The following is a 22649-nucleotide window of genomic DNA, read 5'->3' as shown; positions in this document are numbered from 1 at the left end:
TGGGGTGCGGGGAGTAGCCCCGCACCCGTCACTTCTCCCGAATCGGCTCCGGGAACGGCTCCTGAATCGGCTCCGGGAACGGCTCCAGGAACGGCTCCAGCAACCCCGGTACCGCCTCCGCCGCGAACGCCAGCCCCTCCCCCTGCGCCGCGTCGTGGACGGAGTACGCCCCCTCCCCCGCCGCCGTCGTCGCGGTGAGCGTCAGCAGCCCCGCCCGGCGCTGGAAGTACGACCGCTTGACCGTCCAGCCGATGACACCGCCCCGCTGGAGCGCGACCGTGGTCCGGCGGACGGTGCCCGAGCGGGCGATCAGATACCCGCCGCTGAGGCCGTGCCCGAGATTGCGGTACGCGTCGAGCGCGAGCAGCACCGCGACGGGCAGCAGCACCACCGCGCAGACGGCGGCGACGCTCAGCAGTACGTCGCTGACGAGCAGACCGAGGATCAGCAGCACCACCACCGGCATCAGCGCGGAGCCCACCGCCCAGCGCAGCCGCCTGCCGCGCGCGGCGGGCGGGTGGGGGGTGAGTGCGGCCGTTCTCGTCGGGGACGACGTCTCCCGCAGGACCTGGGCGGCCACCTCGTGCGCGGCGGCCCTCGGCGCCACCGGCAGCAGTGTCTTGAGGTCGGTGTGTTTGTCGTCGTCGTCCTGGGCGAGCCCGGTGGCGACGGCGTCGACCCGAGCGGCGCCCACCAGCCGTACGCCCAGCGGCTCCACCAGTTCGACGCCCCGCAGCCTGCGCTCCTCTATGGACACGGACCGGGAGGTGAACAGTCCGCGCCGCACCCGCAGCGTGCCGCCGGGCTCGCGTTCCAGTCGGTAGTTCCACCACATCTCGACCCACAGGCCGAGCGAGCCGACTATGCCGGCGAGGAGAGCCGCGACCACGAGGACCAGGATGATCACGAGAACGGACGTGTCCCGGAACCGGTCGCCGATCCAGTTCAGCACCTCGTGCTGGACCCCGAACCACTCGCTGACCTGCATCACACCGCCCGCCGCCGCCCCGCCCAGCAGGGGCGCGACGAAGGAGACGGGCGCGTACCGGATCCAGCGGGGGTCGAGGGCGGCCAGCGGGCCGTCCCGGTGCGCCCCGGCGGTGTCGGAGGGGGTGCGGTCCAGCAGTTCCGTACGAAGGCGCTCGCCCTCCGCGCGGGTGACCGGGTCGAGTTCGAGGGTGGACTCGCCGCCGGTGTGCTCGCCCGTACCGATCCGGACCTTCACCAGGCCGAGGACGCGCAGCAGGAGATTGGCCGTCAGATCGACGCTTCTGATCCGTTCGCGGGCCAGTGAGCGGCGTTTGACCACGAGCAGTCCGGTGTGCAACTCGGCCCGGTCGGGGCCGGTGCGGTAGCGGGTCCGGCGCCAGCGGACGTAGTCGCCGCCGGTGCCGCAGCCGATCAGCAGCAGGGCCGCGGGCAGCACCCAGGCGAGCGCGCGGCCCACTCCCATGCCGCCGGACAGAGCGACGGCGGTGGGCACTGCGGCCCCCGTCGCGACGCCGGTCATGACGGCGGCGGTGACCAGCAGGGTGCGTTTGTCGAGCTTGCGCCACTCCTCCCCGGGCGCGGGGACGGCGGCCGTGCTCACGTCGCGTCCCCGGGCGTCGCCTGGGTGATGTGGGTCAGCCGCTCGGCCAGCTCGGCGGCCAGCTCATGGCCGAGCCCTTCGATCCGTATCGCTCCTTTGGAGGAGGCGGTGGTCACGACGACGGTGGAGAGTTTGAACAACTGCTCCAGCGGCCCCCGTACGGTGTCCACGGTCTGGATCCGGGACATCGGCGCGATCCGCCACTCCTGCCAGAAGTAGCCGGTACGGATGTAGACCGCCTCGTCCGTCACTTCCCAGCGGTGCACCCGGAACCAGACCATCGGCATGACCACCGTGCAGGCCGCCCCGGCCACCGCCACGGCGGCGGCGGGCACCAGCAGCCAGATGCGAGCCGGGGCTATGAGCGCGCCCAGCACCGCGAGGACGGTCACCGGCACCAGGGTGAGCAGCAGCCACTGCGTACGCCACCAGGTGACCGCCCTCTCGTTCAGCGTGTTGCCGGGCGGTCTGAGCCGCCGCTCTCCCTGCGTCATCGGCTCAACGCCCCCGCAGCGCCCGGTACTTCTTGACCAGCTCCGCGGTGGAGGCGTCCAGCGGCTTGTCGGCCGAGCTGTCGCGCCCGCCGTCGATCTGGGTGAGGATCGGCTCGATCTCCTTGGCGAGGACCTTGCCCAGCTCGACGCCCCACTGGTCGAAGGAGTCGATGTTCCACACGGCGCCCTGGACGAAGACCTTGTGCTCGTAGAGCGCGATGAGCTGGCCCAGTACGGAGGGGGTCAGCGACTCGGCGAGGATGGTGGTGGTCGGGTGGTTGCCCTGGAACGTCTTGTGCGCCACCAGGTCGGCGGGGACGCCCTCGGCCCGGACCTCGTCGGGTGTCTTGCCGAAGGCCAGCGCCTGGGTCTGGGCGAAGAAGTTGGCCATCAACAGGTCGTGCTGGGCGACAAGTTGGTGCGGCAGGTCGTCGACCGGCTGGGCGAAGCCGATGAAGTCGGCGGGGATGACCTTCGTACCCTGGTGGATCAACTGGTAGTACGCGTGCTGGCCGTTGGTGCCCGGGGTGCCCCAGACGACCGGTCCCGTCTGCCACTGAACCGGCTCGCCGTCGCGGTCCACGGACTTGCCGTTGGACTCCATGTCGAGCTGCTGGAGATACGCGGTGAACCGGGACAGGTAGTGGCTGTAGGGCAGGACGGCGTGCGACTGGGCGTCGAAGAACTCCCCGTACCAGATCCCCAGCAGGCCCAGCAGCAGCGGTGCGTTGGACTCGGCGGGCGCGGTGCGGAAGTGCTCGTCCACGAGGTGGAAGCCGTCGAGCATCTCGCGGAAGCGGTCGGGGCCGATGGCGACCATCAGGGAGAGACCGATGGCGGAGTCGAACGAGTACCGGCCGCCGACCCAGTCCCAGAACTCGAACATGTTCGTGGTGTCGATGCCGAAGTCGGCGACCTTCTCGCCGTTCGTGGACAGCGCCACGAAGTGCTTGGCCACGGCCTCCTGACCGCTCTGGAGCTCGGTCAGGAGCCAGTTGCGGGCCGAGTGGGCGTTGGTGATGGTCTCGATGGTGGTGAAGGTCTTGGACGCGATGACGAACAGCGTCTCGGCGGCGTCCAGATCGCGCACGGCCTCGTGCAGGTCTGCGCCGTCGACGTTCGACACGAAACGGACTGTCAGGTCGCGGTCGGTGAACGACTTCAGCGCCTCGTAGGCCATCGCCGGGCCGAGGTCGGAGCCGCCGATGCCGATGTTGACGACGTTACGGACGGGCCGGCCCGTGTGGCCGAGCCATTCGCCCGCCCTGACCCTCTCGGCGAAAGCGGCCATCTTGTCGAGGACGGCGTGCACGCCCGGCACGACGTTCTCCCCGTCGACCTCGATCACCGCGTCGCGCGGGGCGCGCAGCGCGGTGTGCAGCACCGCCCGGTCCTCGGTGGTGTTGATCTTCTCGCCGCGGAACATCGCGTCCCGCAGCTCGGCGACACCGGTGGCCGCCGCCAGATCACGCAGCAGGGTGAGCGTCCGGTCCGTCACCAGATGCTTGGAGTAGTCCAGGTAGAGGTCACCGACCTGGAGGGTGTAGCGGGTACCGCGCGCCGGGTCGTCGGCGAACAGCTCCCGCAGACGCGTCTGCCCCAACTGCTCGCGATGCTTCTCCAGCGCGCTCCACTGGGGCGTCCGGTTGAGCCTGGCGCGGCCTTCTGCCTTGTTCTCGGACATCTTGCTTCAGCCCACTTCTTCTCGTACGTGACTGTCTGCGTGAGTGCGGTGCCCCAACTGCCCCACCAACCTAATTGATCAGGCCGCCAAGGGCTGTCCCGTAGTCCCTGGTGGATCGGCGCACGGCGTCAGATGCGGTGCATCGCAAGGCGGAGGGGCGTCCTCATACCGGGCGTATTCGGACGGTCCGACAACGCAGCGAGGTGCCGTAACTGTCGTCGTGCGCCCGCCAGGGATTACGGGACAGCCCTGAGCGACGCGACAGCGAGCGTGAACGTACCGGCCGCCAGAAGCGCGGGCGTGTTGAGCCCCCAGGCCCCCGCGACCAGGCCGCCGAGCAGCGCGCCGAGCGGTGCCCCGCCGATGGCGAGCGTACGGAAGGCGGAGCTGATCCGGCCCAGCATCTCGGCGGGGCTCCGCTCCTGGACCAGCGTCGCCTGGTTCACGTTCCAGACCATGCCCATGACCCCGAACACCGCCATGACGGCGATCGCCGCCCACAGTTCACGGACGGTCCCCAGCACGAGAAGCGCGCAGGTCTGGACGGTCCCGGCGACGAAGACACTGCGTATTCGCCCGATCCGCACCGCGAGCCGCGGTGCCACCGGTCCGCCGGCGACACTGCCGACGCCGTACGCCGTGATGGCCGCCGCGAACCCGCCGTTGCCCGCGTCGAGCCAGCCGGTGACGTGCAGGACCAGGGTCGCGATCAGGGCGCCCATGCCGACGTTCGTCAGGGCGGTCGCCACGGCCAGGCCCCGCAGCGCGCTGTCGCGCCACAAGGCACGTATCCCGTCGGCCATCTCGGCGCGCAGAGTGCTGCCGGGCGCCTTCGGGGCCTTGGCGGGTGCGTCGGTGCGCAGGGAGGCGATGAACAGCGCGCCGACGACATAGGTGGCGGCGTTGACCGCGAACGGCGCGGCGGCGCCCATGATCAGCAGCGCGGGCACCAGCGGCGCCGCCAGGAAGCTGCCCGCGACCTGCTGTCCGGTCATGAGGCGGGCGTTGGCGCCGGCCAGCGCGTCACGGGGGACCACGGAGGGCAGCAGGGCCGTGGCCGCGTTGTCGAAAAGCGTCTGGAAGGTGGTCAGCAGGAAGGCGAGCGCGAGCAGCAGCGCGATCGTGCCGTGGCCCAGCGCGACCGCGAGCGCGAAGCCCGCCATCAGCACACCGCGCGCCACGTCGACGGCCCACATCGCCCGCCGCTGGTCCACCCGGTCGGCGACGGCGCCGCCGAGGAGTCCGAACAGCAGCCAGGGCAGATAACCGCAGGCGGTCACGGACGCGATCAGCAGCGGGTCGTCGGTCAACGAGGCGGCGAGCAGCGGCAGCGCGGCGTTACGCAGCGAGTCCCCGAACCGTGAGACGACGGCCGCGCTCCACAGCCGCCCGAACCCCCCGCGCCACGCGGGCACCCGCGCCCGCGCCGCGGTCTCCTCGGCCGAGCCGGCCGCCGCTTCGGCCCCCGCTTCGACCGCCGCTTCGACCGTCGGCCCGCTCGCCGTCGCCGTCTCGTCCGTCGTCACAACTCTCCCTTTCGATGTCCGTGTTCGGACCGTAAGGGATGCCACTGACAATCGGCCGCGGGCGAAAACGGCTCCGGCCGGGCCCCTTTGGGTGCCCGGCCGGATCAATGTCTAGATCTCGCCCCGCAGTTTGGCGAGGGCTTCGGCGAGAATCGCCTCGCCGTCCGCGTCGCTGCGCCGTTCGCGTACGTAGGCGAGGTGTGTCTTGTACGGCTCGGTGCGCGGTGGGTCCGGCGGATTGTCCCGGTCCTGGCCGGCCGGGAATCCGCAGCGTGGGCAGTCCCACGTGTCCGGAACCTGCGCGTCATGGGCGAAGCTCGGCTGCGTCTCGTGCCCGTTGGAGCACCAGAAGGAGATGCGCAGGCGTGGCGCGGACTCGCCACGCTCGGCCTCACCCATCGGCCCCGCTCCGACCCGGCTTCCCCGGATCGCGTTGCCACTTGCCACGGTCGTAACTCCCTGCGTGAATGGTGCCGCAAGCATCAAGCGTCGAGAGGCAGCTCCGCTGTCGAGCGCCCCAGTCTACGTATGGCCCAACGCGCGTCCAGTGAGTGGAGTTACACCCCCACCGCCGGGACGCAGGGCCTCATGATAGGCCGCGTCCCCGGCGCCGTACCGTACGACTGGTCAGTTGTCCAGCTTCATCAGCAGACCAAGCACGACAATGCAGGCAAACCATGACATACCAACGACCACGGTGATGCGGTCGAGGTTGCGCTCGGCGACCGAGGAGCCACCGACGGACGACTGCATGCCACCGCCGAACATGTCGGAGAGGCCGCCGCCCTTCCCCTTGTGCATCAGCACCAGCAGCATCAGCAGCAGGCTGAAGACGATCAGGGCGATCGAGAACCCCATAATCACGGCTGGACCCTACTTTCCGGAATTCTCTCGGACTGAATTTGATTCGGTATTGAACGGTATTGAAACGGGACTGAACAGGACCGCAATGGACAACGGGGGCCGGCGGCATGTGTGAGATGCCGACTCGGCCCCCGTCAGGGTACGACGGATCCGCGCCGTCGCATACTTACTGGTCGCGGAACCTGACGATCTTGACGAACTCCTCGGCGTCCAGCGCCGCACCGCCGACAAGGGCGCCGTCCACGTCCGGCTGCGCCATGATCGCGGCCACATTCCCGGACTTCACCGAGCCGCCGTACTGAATACGGACCTTCTCGGCCAGCTCCGGCGAGTACAGCTCCGCGAGCCGTGCGCGGATCGCCCCGCACACCTCCTGCGCGTCCTCGGGGGTGGCGACCTCGCCGGTGCCGATGGCCCACACCGGCTCGTAGGCGATCACCACGGACTCGGCCTGGTCGGCCGGGATGTCCTTGAGGCCGCCGTCGAGCTGCGCGAGCGTGTACGGGACCTGCTCGCCGGCCTTGCGGACGTCCAGACCCTCGCCGATGCACAGGATCGGGGTCAGCCCGTGCTTGTAGGCGGCCCGCACCTTCTCGTTGCACAGCTCGTCGGTCTCGTTGTGGTACTGACGGCGCTCGCTGTGGCCGACGGCCACGTACGTGCACTTCAGCTTGGCCAGCATCGGCCCGGAGACCTCGCCGGTGTACGCACCGGAGTCGTGCGAGGAGATGTCCTGGGCACCGTACTTGATCTTGAGCTTGTCGCCGTCGACCAGCGTCTGCACGGAGCGCAGATCGGTGAACGGCACCAGGACGGCCGTCTCGACCGCGTCGTGGTCCTTCTCGGTCAGGGCGAAGGCGAGCTTCTGGACGTGCGCGATGGCCTCGAGGTGGTTGAGGTTCATCTTCCAGTTGCCCGCCATCAGCGGGGTACGGCCGGTCTTCTCGGTCGGGGTTGTAGCTGCCATCGGTAGGTCAGTCCTCCAGTGCGGCGAGGCCGGGAAGCGTCTTGCCCTCGAGGTACTCGAGGCTGGCGCCGCCACCGGTCGAAATATGGCCGAATGCTTTTTCGTCGAATCCGAGGATCCGGACGGCGGCGGCGGAGTCGCCACCACCGACGACCGTGAAGGCGTCGGAGTCGATCAGTGCCTGGGCGACGGCCCGGGTGCCCTCGGCGTAGTCGGGGTGCTCGAAGACCCCCATGGGGCCGTTCCAGAAGACGGTCGTCGCGTCGGCGAGCTTGGACGCGTACAGCCGGTAGGTCTCCGGGCCGCTGTCCAGCCCCATCCCGTCGGCGGGGATGGCGTCGACGGAGACGGTCGCCGGATGGGCCGGCGCCTTCGTCTTCAGGTCCGGGAAGGAGGACGCGACGAGCACGTCCACCGGCAGGACGAACTCCACGCCCCGCTCGTCGGCGCGCTTCAGATACTCCTGGACGGCCGGGATCTGGTCCTCCTGGAGCAGCGAGGCGCCGACCTCATGGCCCTGGGCCTTGAGGAAGGTGTACGCCATGCCGCCGCCGATCAGGATGCGGTCGGCCTTCTCCAGGAGATGGTCGATGACCCCGAGCTTGTCGGAGACCTTGGCACCGCCGAGGACGACCACGTACGGCCGCTCGACGTCCTCGGTGAGCTTCTTGAGTACGCCGACCTCGGTGGCGATCAGATAGCCCGCCGCGTGTGGCAGCCGGGCCGGCAGGTCGAAGACCGAGGCGTGCTTGCGGTGTACGGCTCCGAAGCCGTCGCCCACGTAGAGGTCGGCCAGCTCGGCGAGCCGGTCGGCGAAGGCGCCGCGCTCGGCGTCGTCCTTCGAGGTCTCACCGGCGTTGAAGCGCAGGTTCTCGACGACGGCGACCTGTCCGTCGCCCAGCGCGGCGACGACGGCCTTCGCGGAGTCGCCCACGGTGTCGGTCGCGAACGCGACGTCGGCGCCCAGGAGTTCACCCATACGAGCGGCGGCCGGAGCCAGCGAGAAGGCGGGGTCGGGCGCGCCCTTCGGGCGGCCGAGGTGGGACGCCACGATCACCCGGGCACCGGCCTCGGCGAGTCGGGCGACGGTCGGCAGCACGGCGCGGATCCGGCCGTCGTCGGTGATCCTGGCGGTCCCGGTGCCCTGTTCGAGCGGCACGTTGAGGTCGGCCCGGACGAAGACACGCTTGCCGGCGACCCCTTCGTCGAGAAGTTCGTCGATCGTCTTCATGTATCAGTGACTCCTTGAGAGCGGCTCCACGTCCCGCGACGTCGCGAGCACACAGAGGAGCGAGCACACACAGCACACAGCACACGGACGACAGGGCCCGGTCAGCGCCACGTCGCGCCGCACGAGCCCTGTCGTTCACATCGGGAGTTGCCTACCGGACCGGGGTCAGAGCCGGCCGCCGACGAAGGTGGTCAGGTCGACCAGTCGGTTCGAGTAGCCCCACTCGTTGTCGTACCAGCCGATGATCTTCACGCTCTTGCCCTGGACCAGGGTCAGGGAGGCGTCGAAGGTGCAGGACGCCGGCCAGTTGACGATGTCCGAGGAGACGATCGGGTCCTCGGTGTAGTCGAGGAGGCCCTTGAGCTGGCCCTCGGCGGCCTTCTGGAACGCGGCGTTGACCTCGTCCTTGGTCACCTCGCGCTCCAGCTCGACAACCAGGTCGGTGACGGAGCCCGTCGGGACCGGGACGCGCATCGCGATGCCGTCGAGCTTGCCCTCGAGCTCCGGGATCACCAGGGCGGTCGCCTTGGCGGCGCCGGTGGTGGTCGGGATGATGTTCTCGGCGGCGGCACGGGCGCGGCGCAGGTCCTTGTGCGGGAAGTCCAGGATGCGCTGGTCGTTGGTGTACGCGTGGACCGTCGTCATCAGGCCCTTGACGATGCCGAAGTTCTCCAGGAGGACCTTGGCCATCGGCGCCACACAGTTGGTGGTGCAGGAGGCGTTGGAGATGACGTTGTGGCGCGCCGGGTCGTACTTGTCCTGGTTGACGCCCATCACGATGGTGATGTCCTCGTCCTTGGCCGGAGCCGAGATGAGGACCTTCTTGGCGCCGCCCGCGATGTGCTTCTCGGCGTCGGCCTTCTTGGTGAAGATGCCGGTCGACTCGACGACGATGTCGACGCCCAGCTCACCCCAGGGGATGTCGGCCGGGTTCCGCTCGGAGAGCACCTTGAACGTCTTGCCGTCGACCGTGATCGTGTCGGCGGTGTGGCTCACCTCTGCCTTGAGGCGGCCCATGATGGTGTCGTACTTCAGCAGATGAGCGGTGGTCGCGGTGTCACCCAGGTCATTGACAGCCACGATCTCGATGTCCGCACCCTGCTCGAGCAGCGCGCGGAAATAGCTACGACCGATGCGGCCAAAGCCGTTGATGCCTACGCGGATCGTCACGAACCGATCTCCTCGTTGGTACGCCGGGTTTCGACGCCGGCGAGTGCGTATGGGATGTCCCCGACCACTTATGACCCTACCTCCCCCCAGGCGGCTCGGTGACACCGAGTGGACGGTACGGGCGCGGCCGACCGCGCCCGTACCGCCGGCGCGATCAGCCGCGCAGGGCCCGCAGCGCCTTCCCGAGCAGCGCCGCGCGCGCCTGCGCGTCCGTGATCTGTTCCAGCCCGAAGCCGAGCAGGACGGTGTCCTTCGTGGTGACCGCCGCCGCGCCGGTCCCGGTGTCGTACGTCCCCGCCGCCGCGCTGGTGAACCGCGGGAAGAGGTCCGGGGCCAGGACGGAGGAGGTGACGGTGTACGTACCGGCCTGGTCGAGCGGGTTGCCGACCGCCGCGCCGAGCGGTCCCGACGTCCCCAGGAGCGCGCCGGCCCCGGTGAAGGCGGTGGCGCCGGCCGTGGAGGCCCGGCCGTACGCGCCGAGGTAGTACTGGCTGAAGTCGTTCGTCCGGGTGCGGCCGACCTGCGCGTTGCCGCCGGTCTGCTCGCCCGCCTCGATCAGTTTGCCTCCCTCGTTGAGGAAGTCGCGGACGGCCAGTTGCGTATCGCCGCCGGGAGCCACCGCGCCGGTGTGGTGGACGACGGTGGAGAAGTGGCTCAGGACGCCCAGGGGGTGCGGTGCGCCCTGGGTGGCGACGTCCCAGACGGTGGCGGTACGGCCGTTGGCCCGCAGCGCGTCGACGTACGCGGTCGCGTACTGGGCGGGTGCGCCCTCCTCGGCGACGACGAGGGTGTCGGCCCGGGGGCGCTCGGCGACGGTGTAGGTGAAGCGCTCACTGGTGGTGCGCTTGCCGTTCTTCGTACGGCCGGTGAACCAGACCTCGACGCGGTCGCCCGGGTCGGCGTCCTCGACCTCGGCGCGGTACTCGTCGAAGTGGAGGTTGTCCTCGCCGCCGTAGGTCTCGCCGCCCTTCCAGGCGCGCAGCTCCTCGTCCTGCGTACGGCCGCCGTTGATCCGGTAGTTCAGCTCTTTGTCGCGCAGCGACTTGCGGGCGGTGACGGCGACCTCCTGGTCGGCGCCGCGTCCGTAGGAGGTGGTGAAGGTGTCGGGGGTGAAGTCGGGGGCGCTCAGGCCGACCGAGGACGACGGCTGGTCGGGGTGGGCGGCGGTCTCGGCGACGGATAGCGCGAAGGGGATGTTCTTGGCGAACTCCGCCTGGATCAGCTTCTCGTCGTCGGGGAAGTTGAAGCCGGACCGGCAGTCCTTCGCCTCCCAGGCGTCGTCGGGGATGCTGTTGGAGACCGTCGCACAGGTGGTCATCTCCGGGGTGAACATCATGATCCCGTTGACGTTGGCGCCGTGTCCGTCGGCCTCGCCGTTGGTGGTGTACAGCTCGGAGGAGACCTGCGGGTAGTAGCCGGGGACGGCGGAGTTCTCGGGGGTGCCGGCGAGCGACCGGTAGAGGATGTCGTCGGGGGTCGGGGTGGCGACCTGCCAGCCCACGCCGTAGAGGAGCAGTTCGGCGGCGGAGTGGTAGTTGACGGCGTAGTCGAACCCGACGCGCTTTTGGAAGCTGTCGATGGCCTGGGTCTCGGGCTCGGAGCCGGGCGAGGCGCCCCGGTAGGTCTCACTGGTGGACAGCGGGGACGAACCCTCGTTGTCGTAGCCCCACTTGTAGCTGAAGTTCCGGTTCAGGTCGATGCCGTCACCGCGGCTGATGACACCGTCGCCGTTGACGTCGCGCAGGTTCTTGCGCCAGAGGCGGTTGGCGTCGGAGGCGTGGGTCCAGTCGTAGCCGTCGGGGTTGGCCGACAGGACGAACCACAGCTCGGTGGAGTCGACGATCTTGGTGATCCTCGGATCCTTGCCGTAGTTGTCCAGATAGTGGTGCATCAGCCGCCGTGTCATCTCGGGAGTGATCCACTCCCTGGCGTGCTGGTTGGACATGTAGAGCACGGAGGGCTTGGAGCCGTCCTTGCTCTTGGCCGCGCCCTTGGTGAGCTTGAGGGCGAGGATGTCCTTGCCCTGGACCGTCTTGCCGATGGAGACGACCTTGGTGAGTCCGGGGTGGGCCGCGCCGGTCTCCTTGATCTCCTCCTGGAGATTGCCCGGACCGCTGTACGGGCGGTAGACACCGTCCCCGGCCGCCGCCAGGCGGGATTCCGTTTGCGGCGAGATCGTCCGCTCGGTGACGTCGACGCCCTGGCTCTCCAAATCGTCGGCCTGGTCGTCGGTGAGGAACAGTTCGACCTTCGCCGTACCGCCCTGCGGCACGGATTCGCCCAGTTCGTGGGCGTCCTGGCCGGCCGCGAGGAGCAGTGGCACCTGCTCGGCGGTGACCTCGGCGTCGAAGACCTTCAGGGTGTCCGCGGCCGGGGCCGTGGATCTCTCGGTGGCGGTCTCGGCCTGGGCGCCGGGTATCGCCGTTATTCCGCTCAGCAACAGTGCGCCCGCCGCAACGATGGATCTCGCTCCGCGTCTCATGTGCCCCCCTTGCTGTGGTCCGCCACAGGTGTGACGGGACGCCGTCAGGCTCGCCAAGCTTCATGATCATGTCAATAGCGCGTAAACGGTCATGCAAAATGCCGCTGTCGGCCCCCGTGGGGTACCGGCAGCGGCACATTGGCGTACTGCGGTGCGTGCTCCGTACAGAGGATCACTCGGCGCGGGAGGTCAGGGTCACTCGGGGTCACTCAGCCGACGAGGCCGTCCGCCATCTCCTCCGACAGCGTCGACTCGGTCCCCGGAATGCCCAGGTCCTGCGCCTTCTTGTCCGCCATGGCCAGCAGCCTGCGGATCCGGCCGGCCACCGCGTCCTTGGTGAGCGCCGGGTCGGCGAGCGCGCCCAGCTCCTCCAGCGACGCCTGCTTGTGCTCCATCCGCAGGCGGCCGGCGGCGGCAAGGTGCTCGGGCACCTCCTCGCCCAGGATCTCCAGCGCCCGCTGCACCCGGGCCCCGGCCGCCACGGCCGCGCGGGCCGAGCGGCGCAGGTTCGCGTCGTCGAAGTTGGCGAGCCGGTTGGCCGTCGCGCGGACCTCGCGGCGCATCCGCCGCTCCTCCCACGCCAGCACCGACTCGTGCGCACCGAGCCGCGTCAGCAGCGCCCCGATCGCGTCCCCGTCCCGTACGACGACCCGGTCCACACCGCGTACCTCGCGCGCCTTGGACGGGATCTGGAGTCTGCGGGCGGCGCCGACGAGCGCGAGGGCCGCCTCCGGCCCCGGGCAGGTCACCTCCAGCGAGGAGGAGCGCCCCGGCTCGGTGAGCGAGCCGTGCGCGAGGAACGCGCCCCGCCAGGCCGCCTCGGCGTCGCAGGTCGCGCCGGAGACCACCTGGGGAGGCAGTCCGCGGATCGGCCGGCCACGGCCGTCGACCAGACCGGTCTGACGGGCCAACTGGTCACCGCCGGTAATCACCCGTACGACGTAGCGGCTGCCGCGGCGGAGTCCGCCGGGAGCCATCACCACCAGTTCGGAGTTGTGCCCGAAGATCTCCAGGATGTCCTTGCGGAGCCGGCGCGCGGCGATGCTGGTGTCCAGCTCCGCCTCGATCACAATGCGTCCGCTCACGAGGTGGAGGCCACCCGCGAACCGGAGAATCGCCGAGACTTCCGCTTTCCTGCAGCACGTACGGGTGACGGGAAGCCGGGCGATCTCGTCCTTCACCGCTGCCGTCATCGCCATGGGCCGATCCTTCCATGCATCCGAAAAATACGGTCGTACGCGGCGGCCAACAGCTCCGGGTCATGCTTCGGAAGTCCATCGGGTCGGGCCACGGGAGCCAGCTCGACCGCGGCACCGAGCCGCTTCGCGGCATCGGAGAGTGATTCGCTGTCGGGCACGGCGGCCTCGTCGGCCAGCACCACGTCCAGGGCGAGTTTAGGGGCGTGTCGTCCCAAAACCTCCAAATGACGCTGCGGTGAGAAGCCATCGGTTTCACCGGGTTGCGGCGCGAGGTTCAGCGAGAGGACCCGCCGGGCCTTCGTCTCGACGAGCGCGTCGAGCAGCTCGGGCACGAGCAGATGGGGAATCACGGACGAGAACCAGGAGCCAGGACCGAGCACCACCCAGTCGGCGTCGAGGACGGCGGCGACGGCCTCGGGGACCGCCGGCGGGTCGTTCGGCACGAGATGCACGGACTGCACCTCGCCACGGGTCAGGGCGACCGTGGCCTGTCCCCGTACGGTCTGCGTCTCGTCCGGGCGGGCCGGGTCATGGCCCCGTACGAGCGCCTGGAGCTCCAGCGGCACCGCGGACATCGGCAGCACCCTGCCGTGCGCGCCGAGGAGCTTGCCGACCAGGTCCAGGGCCAGGACATGGTCGCCGAGCTGTTCCCACAGGGCGACGATCAGCAGATTGCCGACCGCGTGCTCGTGCAGGTCGCCCTTGGACTGGAAGCGGTGCTGGATGACCCGGGCCCAGGTCTGGCCCCAGTCGTCGTCGCCGCACAGCGCGGCGAGCGCCTTGCGCAGATCACCGGGCGGCAGCACGCCCAGCTCCTCACGGAGCCGGCCGCTGGAGCCGCCGTCGTCGGCGACCGTGACGACCGCCGTGAGGTCGCCGGTGATCCGGCGCAGCGCCGTCAGGGAGGCGGACAGCCCCATGCCGCCGCCGAGCGCGACGACCTTGGGCTGGGCACCGCGCCGCCCCGCCGGCGCCGGTGTGGCCCTGCGCAGCCGCCGCAGCCGGAAGTTGCGTCCCGTCACTCGCGCCCCATGTCCCGGTGGACGACCACGGTCTCCATGCCGTCGGCGGCCAGCCGGGCGCCCAGCTTCTCCGACATGGCGACGGAGCGGTGCTTGCCGCCGGTGCAGCCGACGGCGATGGTCACATAGCGCTTGCCCTCACGGCGGTAGCCGGTGGCGATCAGCTCCAGCAGCTCCGTATAGCGGTCCAGGAACTCCTTGGCGCCCGGCTGGTTGAAGACATAGCCGGACACCTCCTCGTTGAGACCGGTGAAGGGGCGCAGCTCGGGGACCCAGTGCGGATTCGGCAGGAAGCGGCAGTCGACCACGAGGTCGGCGTCGACCGGCAGGCCGTACTTGTAGCCGAACGACATGACGGTGGCCCGCAGCTCCGGCTCCTCGTCGCCGGCGAACTGGGCGTCCATCTTGGCGCGCAGCTCATGGACGTTGAGGCTGGAGGTGTCGATCACCAGGTCGGCGTCGCCGCGCAGCTCGCGCAGCAGGTCGCGCTCGGCCTCGATGCCGTCGACGATCCGGCCGTCGCCCTGGAGGGGGTGCGGACGGCGTACGGACTCGAAACGGCGGACCAGGGCCTCGTCGGAGGACTCCAGGAACACGATGCGCCGGGTGACCTGTTTGGCGTCGAGGTCGGCCAGGGACTCGCGGAGATTGTCGAAGAAGCGCCGGCCCCGGACGTCCACGACCACGGCGATCCGCGCCACGTTGCCCTGTGAGCGGGCGCCCAGCTCCACCATGGTGGGGATCAGCGCGGGCGGCAGGTTGTCCACGACGAACCAGCCGAGGTCCTCCAGGCACTTGGCGGCCGTACTGCGGCCCGCTCCCGACATGCCGGAGATGATCACCAGCTCGGGAATGGCGGGCTCGGCGGCGGTCTCCTCGGGGATGTCCTGGTCGCCGGCCGCGCCGGTCCCTTCGGCGGGCTCCCCGGCGGTCGCCCCGGTGGTCCGCGCTCCGGCTTCCTCGGCCGCCACCTCGGCGGCCTTCTTGGGCTCACCCGTACTCACGTCTGCCACTCCGTCCCGGTCTTGCTCAGTCATGCGGTCTGCCCCCGTCGTCTTCCATGATCTCTCCTGTCGCCGTGTTCACAGCGGGCGCGGCCGGTGCCGCCTGGGCGAGGGCCACGGCCACGGACTCGGCCGTCTTGCGGCCGAGCCCCGGCACCTCACAGATCTGCTCGATTGTGGCCTGCCGGAGCTTCTTCACCGAGCCGAAATGCTTGATGAGTGCCTGCTTGCGTGTCTCGCCCAGGCCGGGGACGTCGTCCAGGGGGCTGGTGCGGATGCGCTTGGCCCGCTTGGCCCGCTGATAGGTGATGGCGAAGCGGTGGGCCTCGTCACGTACGCGCTGGAGAAGGTACAGCCCTTCGCTGGAGCGGGGCAGCACCACGGGGTCGTCGTCATCGGGCACCCAGACCTCTTCGAGGCGCTTGGCGAGACCGCAGACCGCGACGTCGTCGATGCCCAGCTCGTCCATGGCCCGCTTGGCGGCGGCGACCTGGGGCTGCCCGCCGTCGACCACGACCAGTTGGGGCGGGTAGGCGAAGCGCTTGGGCCTGCCGTCGTCGTCCTTGAGGGACGGCCCGGGGACGCCGTCCTGGGGGTCCCGGCCGTTCTGGTCGGTCCGGTCGGTGGAGGTGGTCGGGTCGGTGGAGGTGGTCGGGTCGGTGGGGTCGTCGGGGGCGGTGGGGTCCTGGTCGGCGGGGCCCTCTTCCTCCTCCGTCCACTCCCCCGTGCGCTCCTTCTCGGCGAGGTAGCGCTTGAAGCGGCGGCCGATCACCTCGTGCATCGAGCGGACGTCGTCCTGGCCCTCGAAGCCCTTGATCTGGAAACGGCGGTACTCACTCTTACGGGCCAGACCGTCCTCGAAGACCACCATCGAGGCGACGACGTCGTCACCCTGGAGGTGCGAGATGTCGAAGCACTCGATACGCAGCGGCACACTGTCCAGCCCGAGCGCCCGAGCGATCTCCTCCAGGGCGCGGGAGCGGGTGGTGAGGTCGCTCGCCCGCTTCGTCTTGTGCAGGACGAGCGACTGCTGGGCGTTGCGCCCCACCGTCACCATCAGGTCCTTCTTGTCACCGCGCTGCGGGATGCGCAGCGACACATGGGAGCCCCGGCGGTCGCTCAGCCACTGGCCGAGCGCGTCGGTCTGCACCGGGTCCTCGGGCAGCGCCGGGACAAGGACCTCCTTGGGAACCGAGTCGCCGATCTCCTCTCCGTACAACTGCTGGAGCGCGTGCTCCACGAGGCCCGCCGTGTCGACCGCCTCGACCTTGTCGGTGACCCAGCCGCGCTGGCCGCGCACACGTCCGCCACGGACGTGGAAGATCTGTACGGCCGCCTCCAGCTCGTCCTCGGCGACGGCGATCAGATCGGCGTCGGTGGCGTCGGCGAGGACGACGGCGCTTTTCTCCATCGCCCGGCGCAGCGCCCCTATGTCGTCGCGCAGCCGGCCCGCCTTCTCGTACTCCATGTCCTCGGCGGCGATCGCCATCCGCTGCTCCAGACGACGGATGTACGCGCCGGTGCGCCCGGCCATGAAGTCGCAGAACTCCTCGGCCAGTTGGCGGTGCTCGTCGGGGGTGACGCGGCCGACGCAGGGCGCCGAGCACTTGCCGATGTACCCGAGGAGACAGGGGCGTCCGGTGCGCTCCGCGTTCTTGAACACCCCCGCGGAGCAGGTACGGACGGGAAACACCCGGAGCATCAGGTCGACGGTCTCGCGGATGGCCCACGCGTGTCCGTACGGACCGAAGTAGCGCACGCCCTTCTTCTTGGCGCCGCGCATCACCTGCACACGCGGGAACTCCTCGTTCAACGTGACCGCGAGATACGGATAGCTCTTGTCGTCGCGGTACTTGACGTTGAACCGGGGGTCGTACTCCTTGATCCAGGAGTACTCCAGTTGAAGCGCCTCGACCTCGGTGGAGACGACGGTCCACTCGACGGAGGCGGCCGTGGTGACCATCGTGCGGGTGCGCGGGTGGAGATTCGCCAGATCCTGGAAGTAGCTGGAGAGCCGGGGGCGCAGGCTCTTGGCCTTCCCGACGTAGATCACCCGGCGGTGATCGTCGCGGAATCTGTAGACCCCCGGGGAGTCGGGGATCTGTCCCGGCTTGGGGCGGTAGCTGGAGGGGTCGGCCATGGACTCCACCCTACTTGTGGCCACCGACAGCGGGGCCGCGCACGGTGGGACCGAGGGGGGTGTCGTACGGCTGTGCCCGAGGTGTCTCGTGGGGCGCCGGGCGGGAGCTAAGCCGGGCCCGCGACGAGCCTGCCGTCCTTCGCGCTGATCGGCACCGGAGGCAGCGGCACCGTCGCCGGACCCTTCGTCGGCTCGCCCGTCGTGACGTCGAACCTGCTTCCGTGGCAGGGGCAGTTGCCCTCGTTGCCCTCCACCTTGTCGAGCACACAGCCCGCGTGGGTGCACTGCGCGCTGAACGCCTTGTACTGGCCTTCGGCGGAACAGCTCACCACCAGGCGCTCCTCGCGGAAGAGCTTGACGCCGCCGACCGGCACCGCGTCGACGGCGCCGAGGTCGACCGGGGCTGTCGGGGTCGGCTCCTCGGCGTGACCCAGCTCCGACTCGGTGGAACAGGCGGCCAGACCGGCACCGGCCGCGCCGGCGAGTGCGACCCCCTTCAGGACGGTGCGACGGGGGGTGGGCCGGGCGGGCATGGTGTCTCCACTGGTCAGAAGGCTGGCGCTGCGTTCGACCCTACCGGGGGCGATTCCGGCGCCGTCACCGGGCGGCGGCACGGGGCACATCACCGGCGTCGGGCGGCCCCGGCCGGCTCGCGCGTCTCCACGGAGCCTCCTTACGAGGCCGAGGTGTCATAGATGGCGGGAGCGGTGCGGGGGACGGCCGGTGGCGGGAGGAATCCCGTGCGGGTGAAGTACTCCACGTATGTACGGAAGAGGTCTTCGTCGACGTCGCGGCAGACGATCCCGGTGCCCTCCAGCGCACCCCGGGTGTCCCGCGCGTCGAACAGCGCGGTGCCCTCCGAGCCCCCTCCGCGCGTCTCGGCCGCCATCGCGGCGAGCAGCGGGAAGGCGGCGTTGGCGGGATCCGCCTCCGTGGCGGCGAGCCAGTCGGCGGCCGGGACGTCCGTGACGGCGTGGCCGAGCGCGCGCAGCCGCGCCACCGCGGTGTCCATGCGCAGCGGGCGCTCCCCCGCGATGTGGAACGTCTGCCCTGCGCACCGGGGCTGGCGGGAGAGCGCCACCACGGCGGCGCTGACGTAGTCCACCGGCACGAGGTCGAAGGCCGTGGCGACGTCCGCCGGGGCCACGCCCGCCTGGACGCAGCCCTTGAGCAGCAGCCACATGAAGTCGCCCGTCTGGCAGACGCCGGTGGTCGACTCGCCGGTGATCCGGGTCGGCCGGTAGACGCTGACGGGCAGCCCCCGGGCGCGCGCGGCCTCGGCCAGGCGCTCCGCGGCCCATTTGCTCTGCGTGTAGCCGTGCTCCAGCGCGGCGGGCGGTCCGGTCGGGTCCTGAGGCCGTACGGCCCGTACGGGGCGGCCGGGCCCGTCCTCGGTGCCGTACGGGCCACTGGCGCCGCCTGCGTACACACCCACGGTCGACACGTGGTGGACGGGCACGGTGCGGTGAAGGGCGGCCAGCCGCAGGATCTCCTGCGTGCCGTACACGTTCGCGTCCCTCAACTGCTCGTAGGAGAAGACCAGGTTGACCGCGGCTCCGGCGTGGTAGACGGCGTCGACGGTGCGGGCGAACCGGTCGAAGTCGGCCGCCGACAGACCGAGTCGGGGCCGGGCGAGATCGCCCGTGACGACGGTGACGCGGTGCTCGGTGGCCGGGTCGGTGAGGCCGTACGACTCACGGGCCGAGCGCAGCCGCCTCTCGGCGTTCAACTGGTCGCTGCCGCGCACCAGGCAGTGGACGGTGGCGTCGGTCTGTCGTAGCAGCTCCCTCAGTAGGAAGGCGCCGAGGAAACCGGTGGCGCCGGTGAGAAGGACCTGTTCCGGGTCGGGGACGACGGTGCGGACATCGTCGGCGGCAACGATGTCGGGGGCGAGCCGGATGTCGCTGTCGAGATCGGGGACGGCTTCCGTACGGGGCCGAGGACGCCCTCCTACGGAGGAGGCGTCCACGAGTGCGGCGAGGCCCGCGACGGTCGGTGAGGTGAAGACCGAACGGAGCGGGACCTGTACGCCCAACTCCTCGCGCAGCGCGAGGACGAGCCGGGTCGCCAGCAGGGAATCGCCGCCGAGCGTGAAGAAGTCGTCGTGCACGCCGATGAGGCCGGGGACGGGGCCGAGCAGCGCCGACCACAGGTGCGCGATCCGCTCCTGGGTGGCGGTACGTGGCGGGGTGACGGCCCGCGCGGTGTCGCCCACGCCCGCCCCGTCGCCGCGGTCGGTCCTCCTGGCGAGTGCCGCGCGGTCGACCTTGCCGGTCCCCGTGAGCGGAAAGCGGTCGACCGGCACACAGCGGGCCGGGACCAGCGGGGCGGGCAGCCGGGCGCGCAGCTCCCGCCGTATCTCCTCGGGACCGGGCGGGCGTTCGTCACCGGCGATGTAGTAGGCGAGGAGCCGCTTCCCGGCTCCCGGACCGAGGTCCTGGGCCACGACAGCCGCGTCGGCCACGCCGGGCTGGGCGCGTACGGCGGCCTCCACCTCGCCCGTCTCCACCCGGTGGCCCCGGATCTTGACCTGGCCGTCGCCGCGGCCGAGGAACTGGATCCGGCCGTCGGGCAGCAACCGGGCGAGGTCGCCGGTGCGGTAGAACCGGCTCCCTGTGTCCGTCCCCGCCCCCGCGCCTGCGCCCGTGCCCGCGCCTGCGTCCGTGCCCGGAATGTTGCCCGGTACGAACTTCTCGGCGGTCAGCTCGGGGCGTCCCACATAGCCGCGCGCGACCACCGGTCCGCCCACACAGATCTCCCCCACGGCGCCCGCCGGCACCGGCCGCAGCCGTTCGTCCAGCAGCACGACCGTGGCCCCGTCGACGGGCCGTCCGATGCTCGGCAGATCGGGCCAGGCGGCCGGATCGGGGCCCAGGCGCTCCGCCGTCACGACATGGGTCTCGGAGGGGCCGTACTGGTTCTCCAGCGTCGCCGAGGTGAGCGAGCCGAAGAACCGCCGCAGCGCGGGGGTGACCTGAAGCTGTTCGCCCGCCGTAAGGACCTCGGTGAGAGTGTCGCAGCGCCGGTTGGCGGCGCACGCGTACTCGACCAGTTGTTGCAGCGCCACGAACGGCAGGAACAACCGCTCGATCCGCTCCGACCCGATCAGGTCCAGCAGTTGGTGCGGATCTCTGCGGACCTGTTCGTCCACGACGACGAGCGCGCCGCCCGCCGCCCAGGTGGCGAAGATCTCCTGGAACGCGACGTCGAAACCGAGGGGCGCGAACTGAAGCGTGCGCGCCCCCACACGGGTGTCCGGGCCGGTGGCCGACCGGCCGCGCTGCCACTCGACCAGATTGGCGAACGGGCCGTGCTCCATGGCGACGCCCTTGGGCTCCCCCGTGGAGCCCGAGGTGTAGATGACGTACACGAGGTCGTCGGGGCCCACCGGAACAACAGGGGCGACGGGGGCAACGGTGGGGACGGAGGTCGGCATCTCCGGCAGGTCGTCCAGGAGCAACGCCTCGACGCCCGCAGGCAGTTCGGCCGGCCGGCAGCGGCGCTGGGTGAGCAGGACGCCGATCCCGCTGTCCCGCGCGGTGAACGCGATGCGCTCCGCCGGATGGCCCGGGTCGATCGGCACACAGCTCCCGCCCGCCTTCAGCACCCCGAGGACCGCCACCGGCAGATCCGCCGTCCGCTCCACACAGATGCCGACCGGGCGGCGTCCGGCGCCCCGCGCGACGAGCAGCGCGGCGACCCGGTCGGCGGCGGCGTCCAGCTCCCCGTACGACAGGGTCCGCCCCTGCGCGATGACGGCGGGCGCCTCCGGTGCCAGGCGCGCCGAGCGCGCGAACGCCTCGTGCACGAGCGGCACTTCGGGCGGCGGCGGCGCGCCGTGGGCCCACTCGGTCAGTACCCGTCGTTCCTCGTCGGCCGGCATGACCGCCAGGTCCTTCAGCGCGGTCTCCGGGCGGGCGACGGCGTCGGCGACGAGCGTACGGAACCGGGCCGCCAGGCCCTCGACCGTCGCGTGGTCGAAGAGGTCGGCGGAGTACTCCCACAGTCCCCGGTACCCGTCGCCGTCGGGCATCAGGTGCAGGAACACGTCGTACTTGGCCGTCCCGCCGTGCACCTGGAAGCGCTCGGCCTCGACGCCGGGCAGCGACAGCGCCGACGGGGGCGCGTCGTCGACCGCGAACACCACCTGGAACAGCGGGAAGCGGCTGAGCGTGCGCTCGACGCCCAGCTCACGCACCAGATGGCTGTACGGCACGTCCTTGTGCCGGACGGCCGATCTGACCCGCTGTCTCATCTCCACGACCAGGTCCGTGAACGACCGGTCGTGGCGCGGGCGTCCGCGCAGCGGCAGCACATCGGTGAGACAGGCGATCAGGTCCTCGGTCTCCGGCTCGTCGCGACGCGACACGGGGGTGCCGATGACCAGGTCGTCCTGGCCGGTGTGCCGGCCGATCAGCGCGGTCAGCGCGGCGGCCAGCACCACGAACCGCGTCGTCCGCAGTCGGGCGGCGAGGGCGCGGATCCGCGCTCCCGTGGCGGCGTCGACGGCGAACTCGACCTGGCCGCCGTGGTGGCTCAGGGCCGGCGGGCGGGGACGGTCGGCCGGGAAGGACGACTCGTCGGGCGCGCCCGCCAGTTCGGCCCGCCAGTGCTCGACCAGTTGTGCGCGCCGTGCGCCGCCGGTGCTCCGCTGGCGCCGCGCGTACGGCCCCGACTGGACGGGCAGTTCGGGCAGTCGGGGTGCCCTGTGCTCCACCTCGGCGCGGTACAGCTCGCTGAACTCCCGGTCGAGGAGGCTGAAACACCAGCCGTCGATCACGGCGTGGTGGATCGCGACCGCGAGCACGGACTCATCGCCGGTGGCTGCGCTGTCGGTGCTGTCCGCCGTCACCAGCAGTGTGGCCTTCAGCAGCGGCGGTTCGGCGAGGTCCGTCCGCCGGGTGACCGCGTCCCGAAGCGCCGTCTCCCGCTCGTCCGGCGTGATCCGCCGTACGTCGACAGGGACCCGCATCGGCGGTACGACGATCTGCCGGGGGCTGCCGTCCACCAGCACCAGTTGGCTGCGCAGCGCCTCGTGGCGGGCCACGATGCCGGTCAGCGCGGCTTCGACGGCAACGATGTCGAGGGGCCCGCGCAGACGGTGGACCCATGACTCCAGATAGCGGGAAGTGCCCTGCTGATACTGGTCGTTGAGCCAGATCGACTCCTGCTCGAACGACATCGGATAGGTACGCGGTTCCATCGCTTCTCGCTTCGTGGTGCGAACGACTGGGACGGACCTGTGGGGCGCGGACGACGCCGGTGCGGCGGTATT

General features: G+C 70.7%; 15 protein-coding genes and 1 pseudogene. All 16 read right to left on the bottom strand.

The annotated features are described in order from the left end of the window. Positions 1 to 28 precede the first annotated feature (28 nt). The 16 genes and pseudogenes from OG329_RS33165 to OG329_RS33090 all read right to left on the bottom strand — a co-directional run bounded on the left by OG329_RS33165 (position 29) and on the right by OG329_RS33090 (position 22577). Positions 29 to 1591 (bottom strand): PH domain-containing protein, encoded by a 1563-nt coding sequence (locus tag OG329_RS33165; RefSeq protein WP_405800115.1) that lies wholly within the window; start codon positions 1589 to 1591, stop codon positions 29 to 31. Next, complete coding sequence (locus OG329_RS33160; RefSeq protein ID WP_405800113.1) at positions 1588 to 2085, bottom strand: PH domain-containing protein; 498 nt, start codon at positions 2083 to 2085, stop codon at positions 1588 to 1590. The genes OG329_RS33165 and OG329_RS33160 overlap by 4 nt, the downstream gene beginning before the upstream one ends. Before the next feature lie 4 nt (positions 2086 to 2089). Further along, positions 2090 to 3769: a glucose-6-phosphate isomerase gene (gene pgi, locus OG329_RS33155; RefSeq protein WP_405800111.1), complete on the bottom strand. Its 1680-nt coding sequence runs from the start codon at positions 3767 to 3769 to the stop codon at positions 2090 to 2092. 236 nt (positions 3770 to 4005) lie between these two features. Further along, positions 4006 to 5184: an MFS transporter gene (locus OG329_RS33150; protein ID WP_405802156.1), complete on the bottom strand. Its 1179-nt coding sequence runs from the start codon at positions 5182 to 5184 to the stop codon at positions 4006 to 4008. A 222-nt stretch (positions 5185 to 5406) separates the two neighbouring features. Further along, a complete protein-coding gene (locus OG329_RS33145) occupies positions 5407 to 5742 on the bottom strand; it encodes an RNA polymerase-binding protein RbpA (RefSeq protein WP_405619263.1) in 336 nt (111 codons plus the stop codon). Positions 5743 to 5922: 180 nt separating this feature from the next. Further along, the gene (gene secG / locus OG329_RS33140; protein ID WP_354607055.1) at positions 5923 to 6159 is read right to left on the bottom strand and encodes a preprotein translocase subunit SecG; all 237 of its coding nucleotides are present in this window, start codon (positions 6157 to 6159) and stop codon (positions 5923 to 5925) included. A gap of 166 nt (positions 6160 to 6325) precedes the next feature. Further along, positions 6326 to 7126, bottom strand: a complete 801-nt coding sequence (tpiA, locus tag OG329_RS33135; RefSeq protein WP_405800109.1) for a triose-phosphate isomerase — start codon at positions 7124 to 7126, stop codon at positions 6326 to 6328. Positions 7127 to 7133: 7 nt separating this feature from the next. Next, positions 7134 to 8357, bottom strand: coding sequence for a phosphoglycerate kinase (locus OG329_RS33130; RefSeq protein ID WP_405800108.1), 1224 nt, complete (start codon positions 8355 to 8357; stop codon positions 7134 to 7136). Between the two features lie 165 nt (positions 8358 to 8522). Then, positions 8523 to 9527 carry a type I glyceraldehyde-3-phosphate dehydrogenase gene (gap, locus tag OG329_RS33125; RefSeq protein ID WP_405800107.1) on the bottom strand — a complete coding sequence of 335 codons (1005 nt, stop codon included), beginning with the start codon at positions 9525 to 9527 and terminating at the stop codon, positions 8523 to 8525. 286 nt (positions 9528 to 9813) lie between these two features. After that, a pseudogene (locus OG329_RS33120) lies at positions 9814 to 12009 on the bottom strand (M14 family metallopeptidase); the annotation flags it as partial. Positions 12010 to 12218: 209 nt separating this feature from the next. Further along, positions 12219 to 13208 carry a DNA-binding protein WhiA gene (gene whiA / locus OG329_RS33115; protein WP_023542507.1) on the bottom strand — a complete coding sequence of 330 codons (990 nt, stop codon included), beginning with the start codon at positions 13206 to 13208 and terminating at the stop codon, positions 12219 to 12221. Next, the gene (gene yvcK, locus OG329_RS33110) at positions 13199 to 14230 is read right to left on the bottom strand and encodes a uridine diphosphate-N-acetylglucosamine-binding protein YvcK (protein ID WP_405800106.1); all 1032 of its coding nucleotides are present in this window, start codon (positions 14228 to 14230) and stop codon (positions 13199 to 13201) included. The genes whiA and yvcK overlap by 10 nt, the downstream gene beginning before the upstream one ends. Then, positions 14227 to 15267: an RNase adapter RapZ gene (gene rapZ, locus OG329_RS33105; RefSeq protein ID WP_405800105.1), complete on the bottom strand. Its 1041-nt coding sequence runs from the start codon at positions 15265 to 15267 to the stop codon at positions 14227 to 14229. Before rapZ ends, yvcK begins: the two co-directional genes overlap by 4 nt. Further along, positions 15260 to 17374 (bottom strand): excinuclease ABC subunit UvrC, encoded by a 2115-nt coding sequence (gene uvrC, locus OG329_RS33100; RefSeq protein ID WP_405800103.1) that lies wholly within the window; start codon positions 17372 to 17374, stop codon positions 15260 to 15262. Before uvrC ends, rapZ begins: the two co-directional genes overlap by 8 nt. 107 nt (positions 17375 to 17481) lie before the next feature. Continuing rightward, a complete protein-coding gene (locus OG329_RS33095; RefSeq protein ID WP_405800101.1) occupies positions 17482 to 17907 on the bottom strand; it encodes a Rieske (2Fe-2S) protein in 426 nt (141 codons plus the stop codon). A 140-nt stretch (positions 17908 to 18047) separates the two neighbouring features. Beyond that, positions 18048 to 22577: an amino acid adenylation domain-containing protein gene (locus OG329_RS33090; RefSeq protein WP_405800100.1), complete on the bottom strand. Its 4530-nt coding sequence runs from the start codon at positions 22575 to 22577 to the stop codon at positions 18048 to 18050. Between the last annotated feature and the right edge of the window lie 72 nt (positions 22578 to 22649).

It is taken from the genome of Streptomyces sp. NBC_01506, assembly GCF_045040295.1.
In the GTDB taxonomy this organism is placed as follows: Bacteria; Actinomycetota; Actinomycetes; order Streptomycetales; family Streptomycetaceae; genus Streptomyces.
This window is presented reverse-complemented; position numbering and strand designations above follow the sequence as displayed.

Coding starts and splice junctions, on each gene's coding strand:
- OG329_RS33160 (WP_405800113.1), bottom strand. CDS start 2,085: ATGACGCAGGGAGAGCGGCGGCTCAGACCGCCCGGCAACACGCTGAAC.
- pgi (WP_405800111.1), bottom strand. CDS start 3,769: ATGTCCGAGAACAAGGCAGAAGGCCGCGCCAGGCTCAACCGGACGCCC.
- tpiA (WP_405800109.1), bottom strand. CDS start 7,126: ATGGCAGCTACAACCCCGACCGAGAAGACCGGCCGTACCCCGCTGATG.
- OG329_RS33130 (WP_405800108.1), bottom strand. CDS start 8,357: ATGAAGACGATCGACGAACTTCTCGACGAAGGGGTCGCCGGCAAGCGT.
- whiA (WP_023542507.1), bottom strand. CDS start 13,208: ATGGCGATGACGGCAGCGGTGAAGGACGAGATCGCCCGGCTTCCCGTC.
- rapZ (WP_405800105.1), bottom strand. CDS start 15,267: ATGACTGAGCAAGACCGGGACGGAGTGGCAGACGTGAGTACGGGTGAG.
- uvrC (WP_405800103.1), bottom strand. CDS start 17,374: ATGGCCGACCCCTCCAGCTACCGCCCCAAGCCGGGACAGATCCCCGAC.
- OG329_RS33095 (WP_405800101.1), bottom strand. CDS start 17,907: ATGCCCGCCCGGCCCACCCCCCGTCGCACCGTCCTGAAGGGGGTCGCA.
- OG329_RS33090 (WP_405800100.1), bottom strand. CDS start 22,577: ATGGAACCGCGTACCTATCCGATGTCGTTCGAGCAGGAGTCGATCTGG.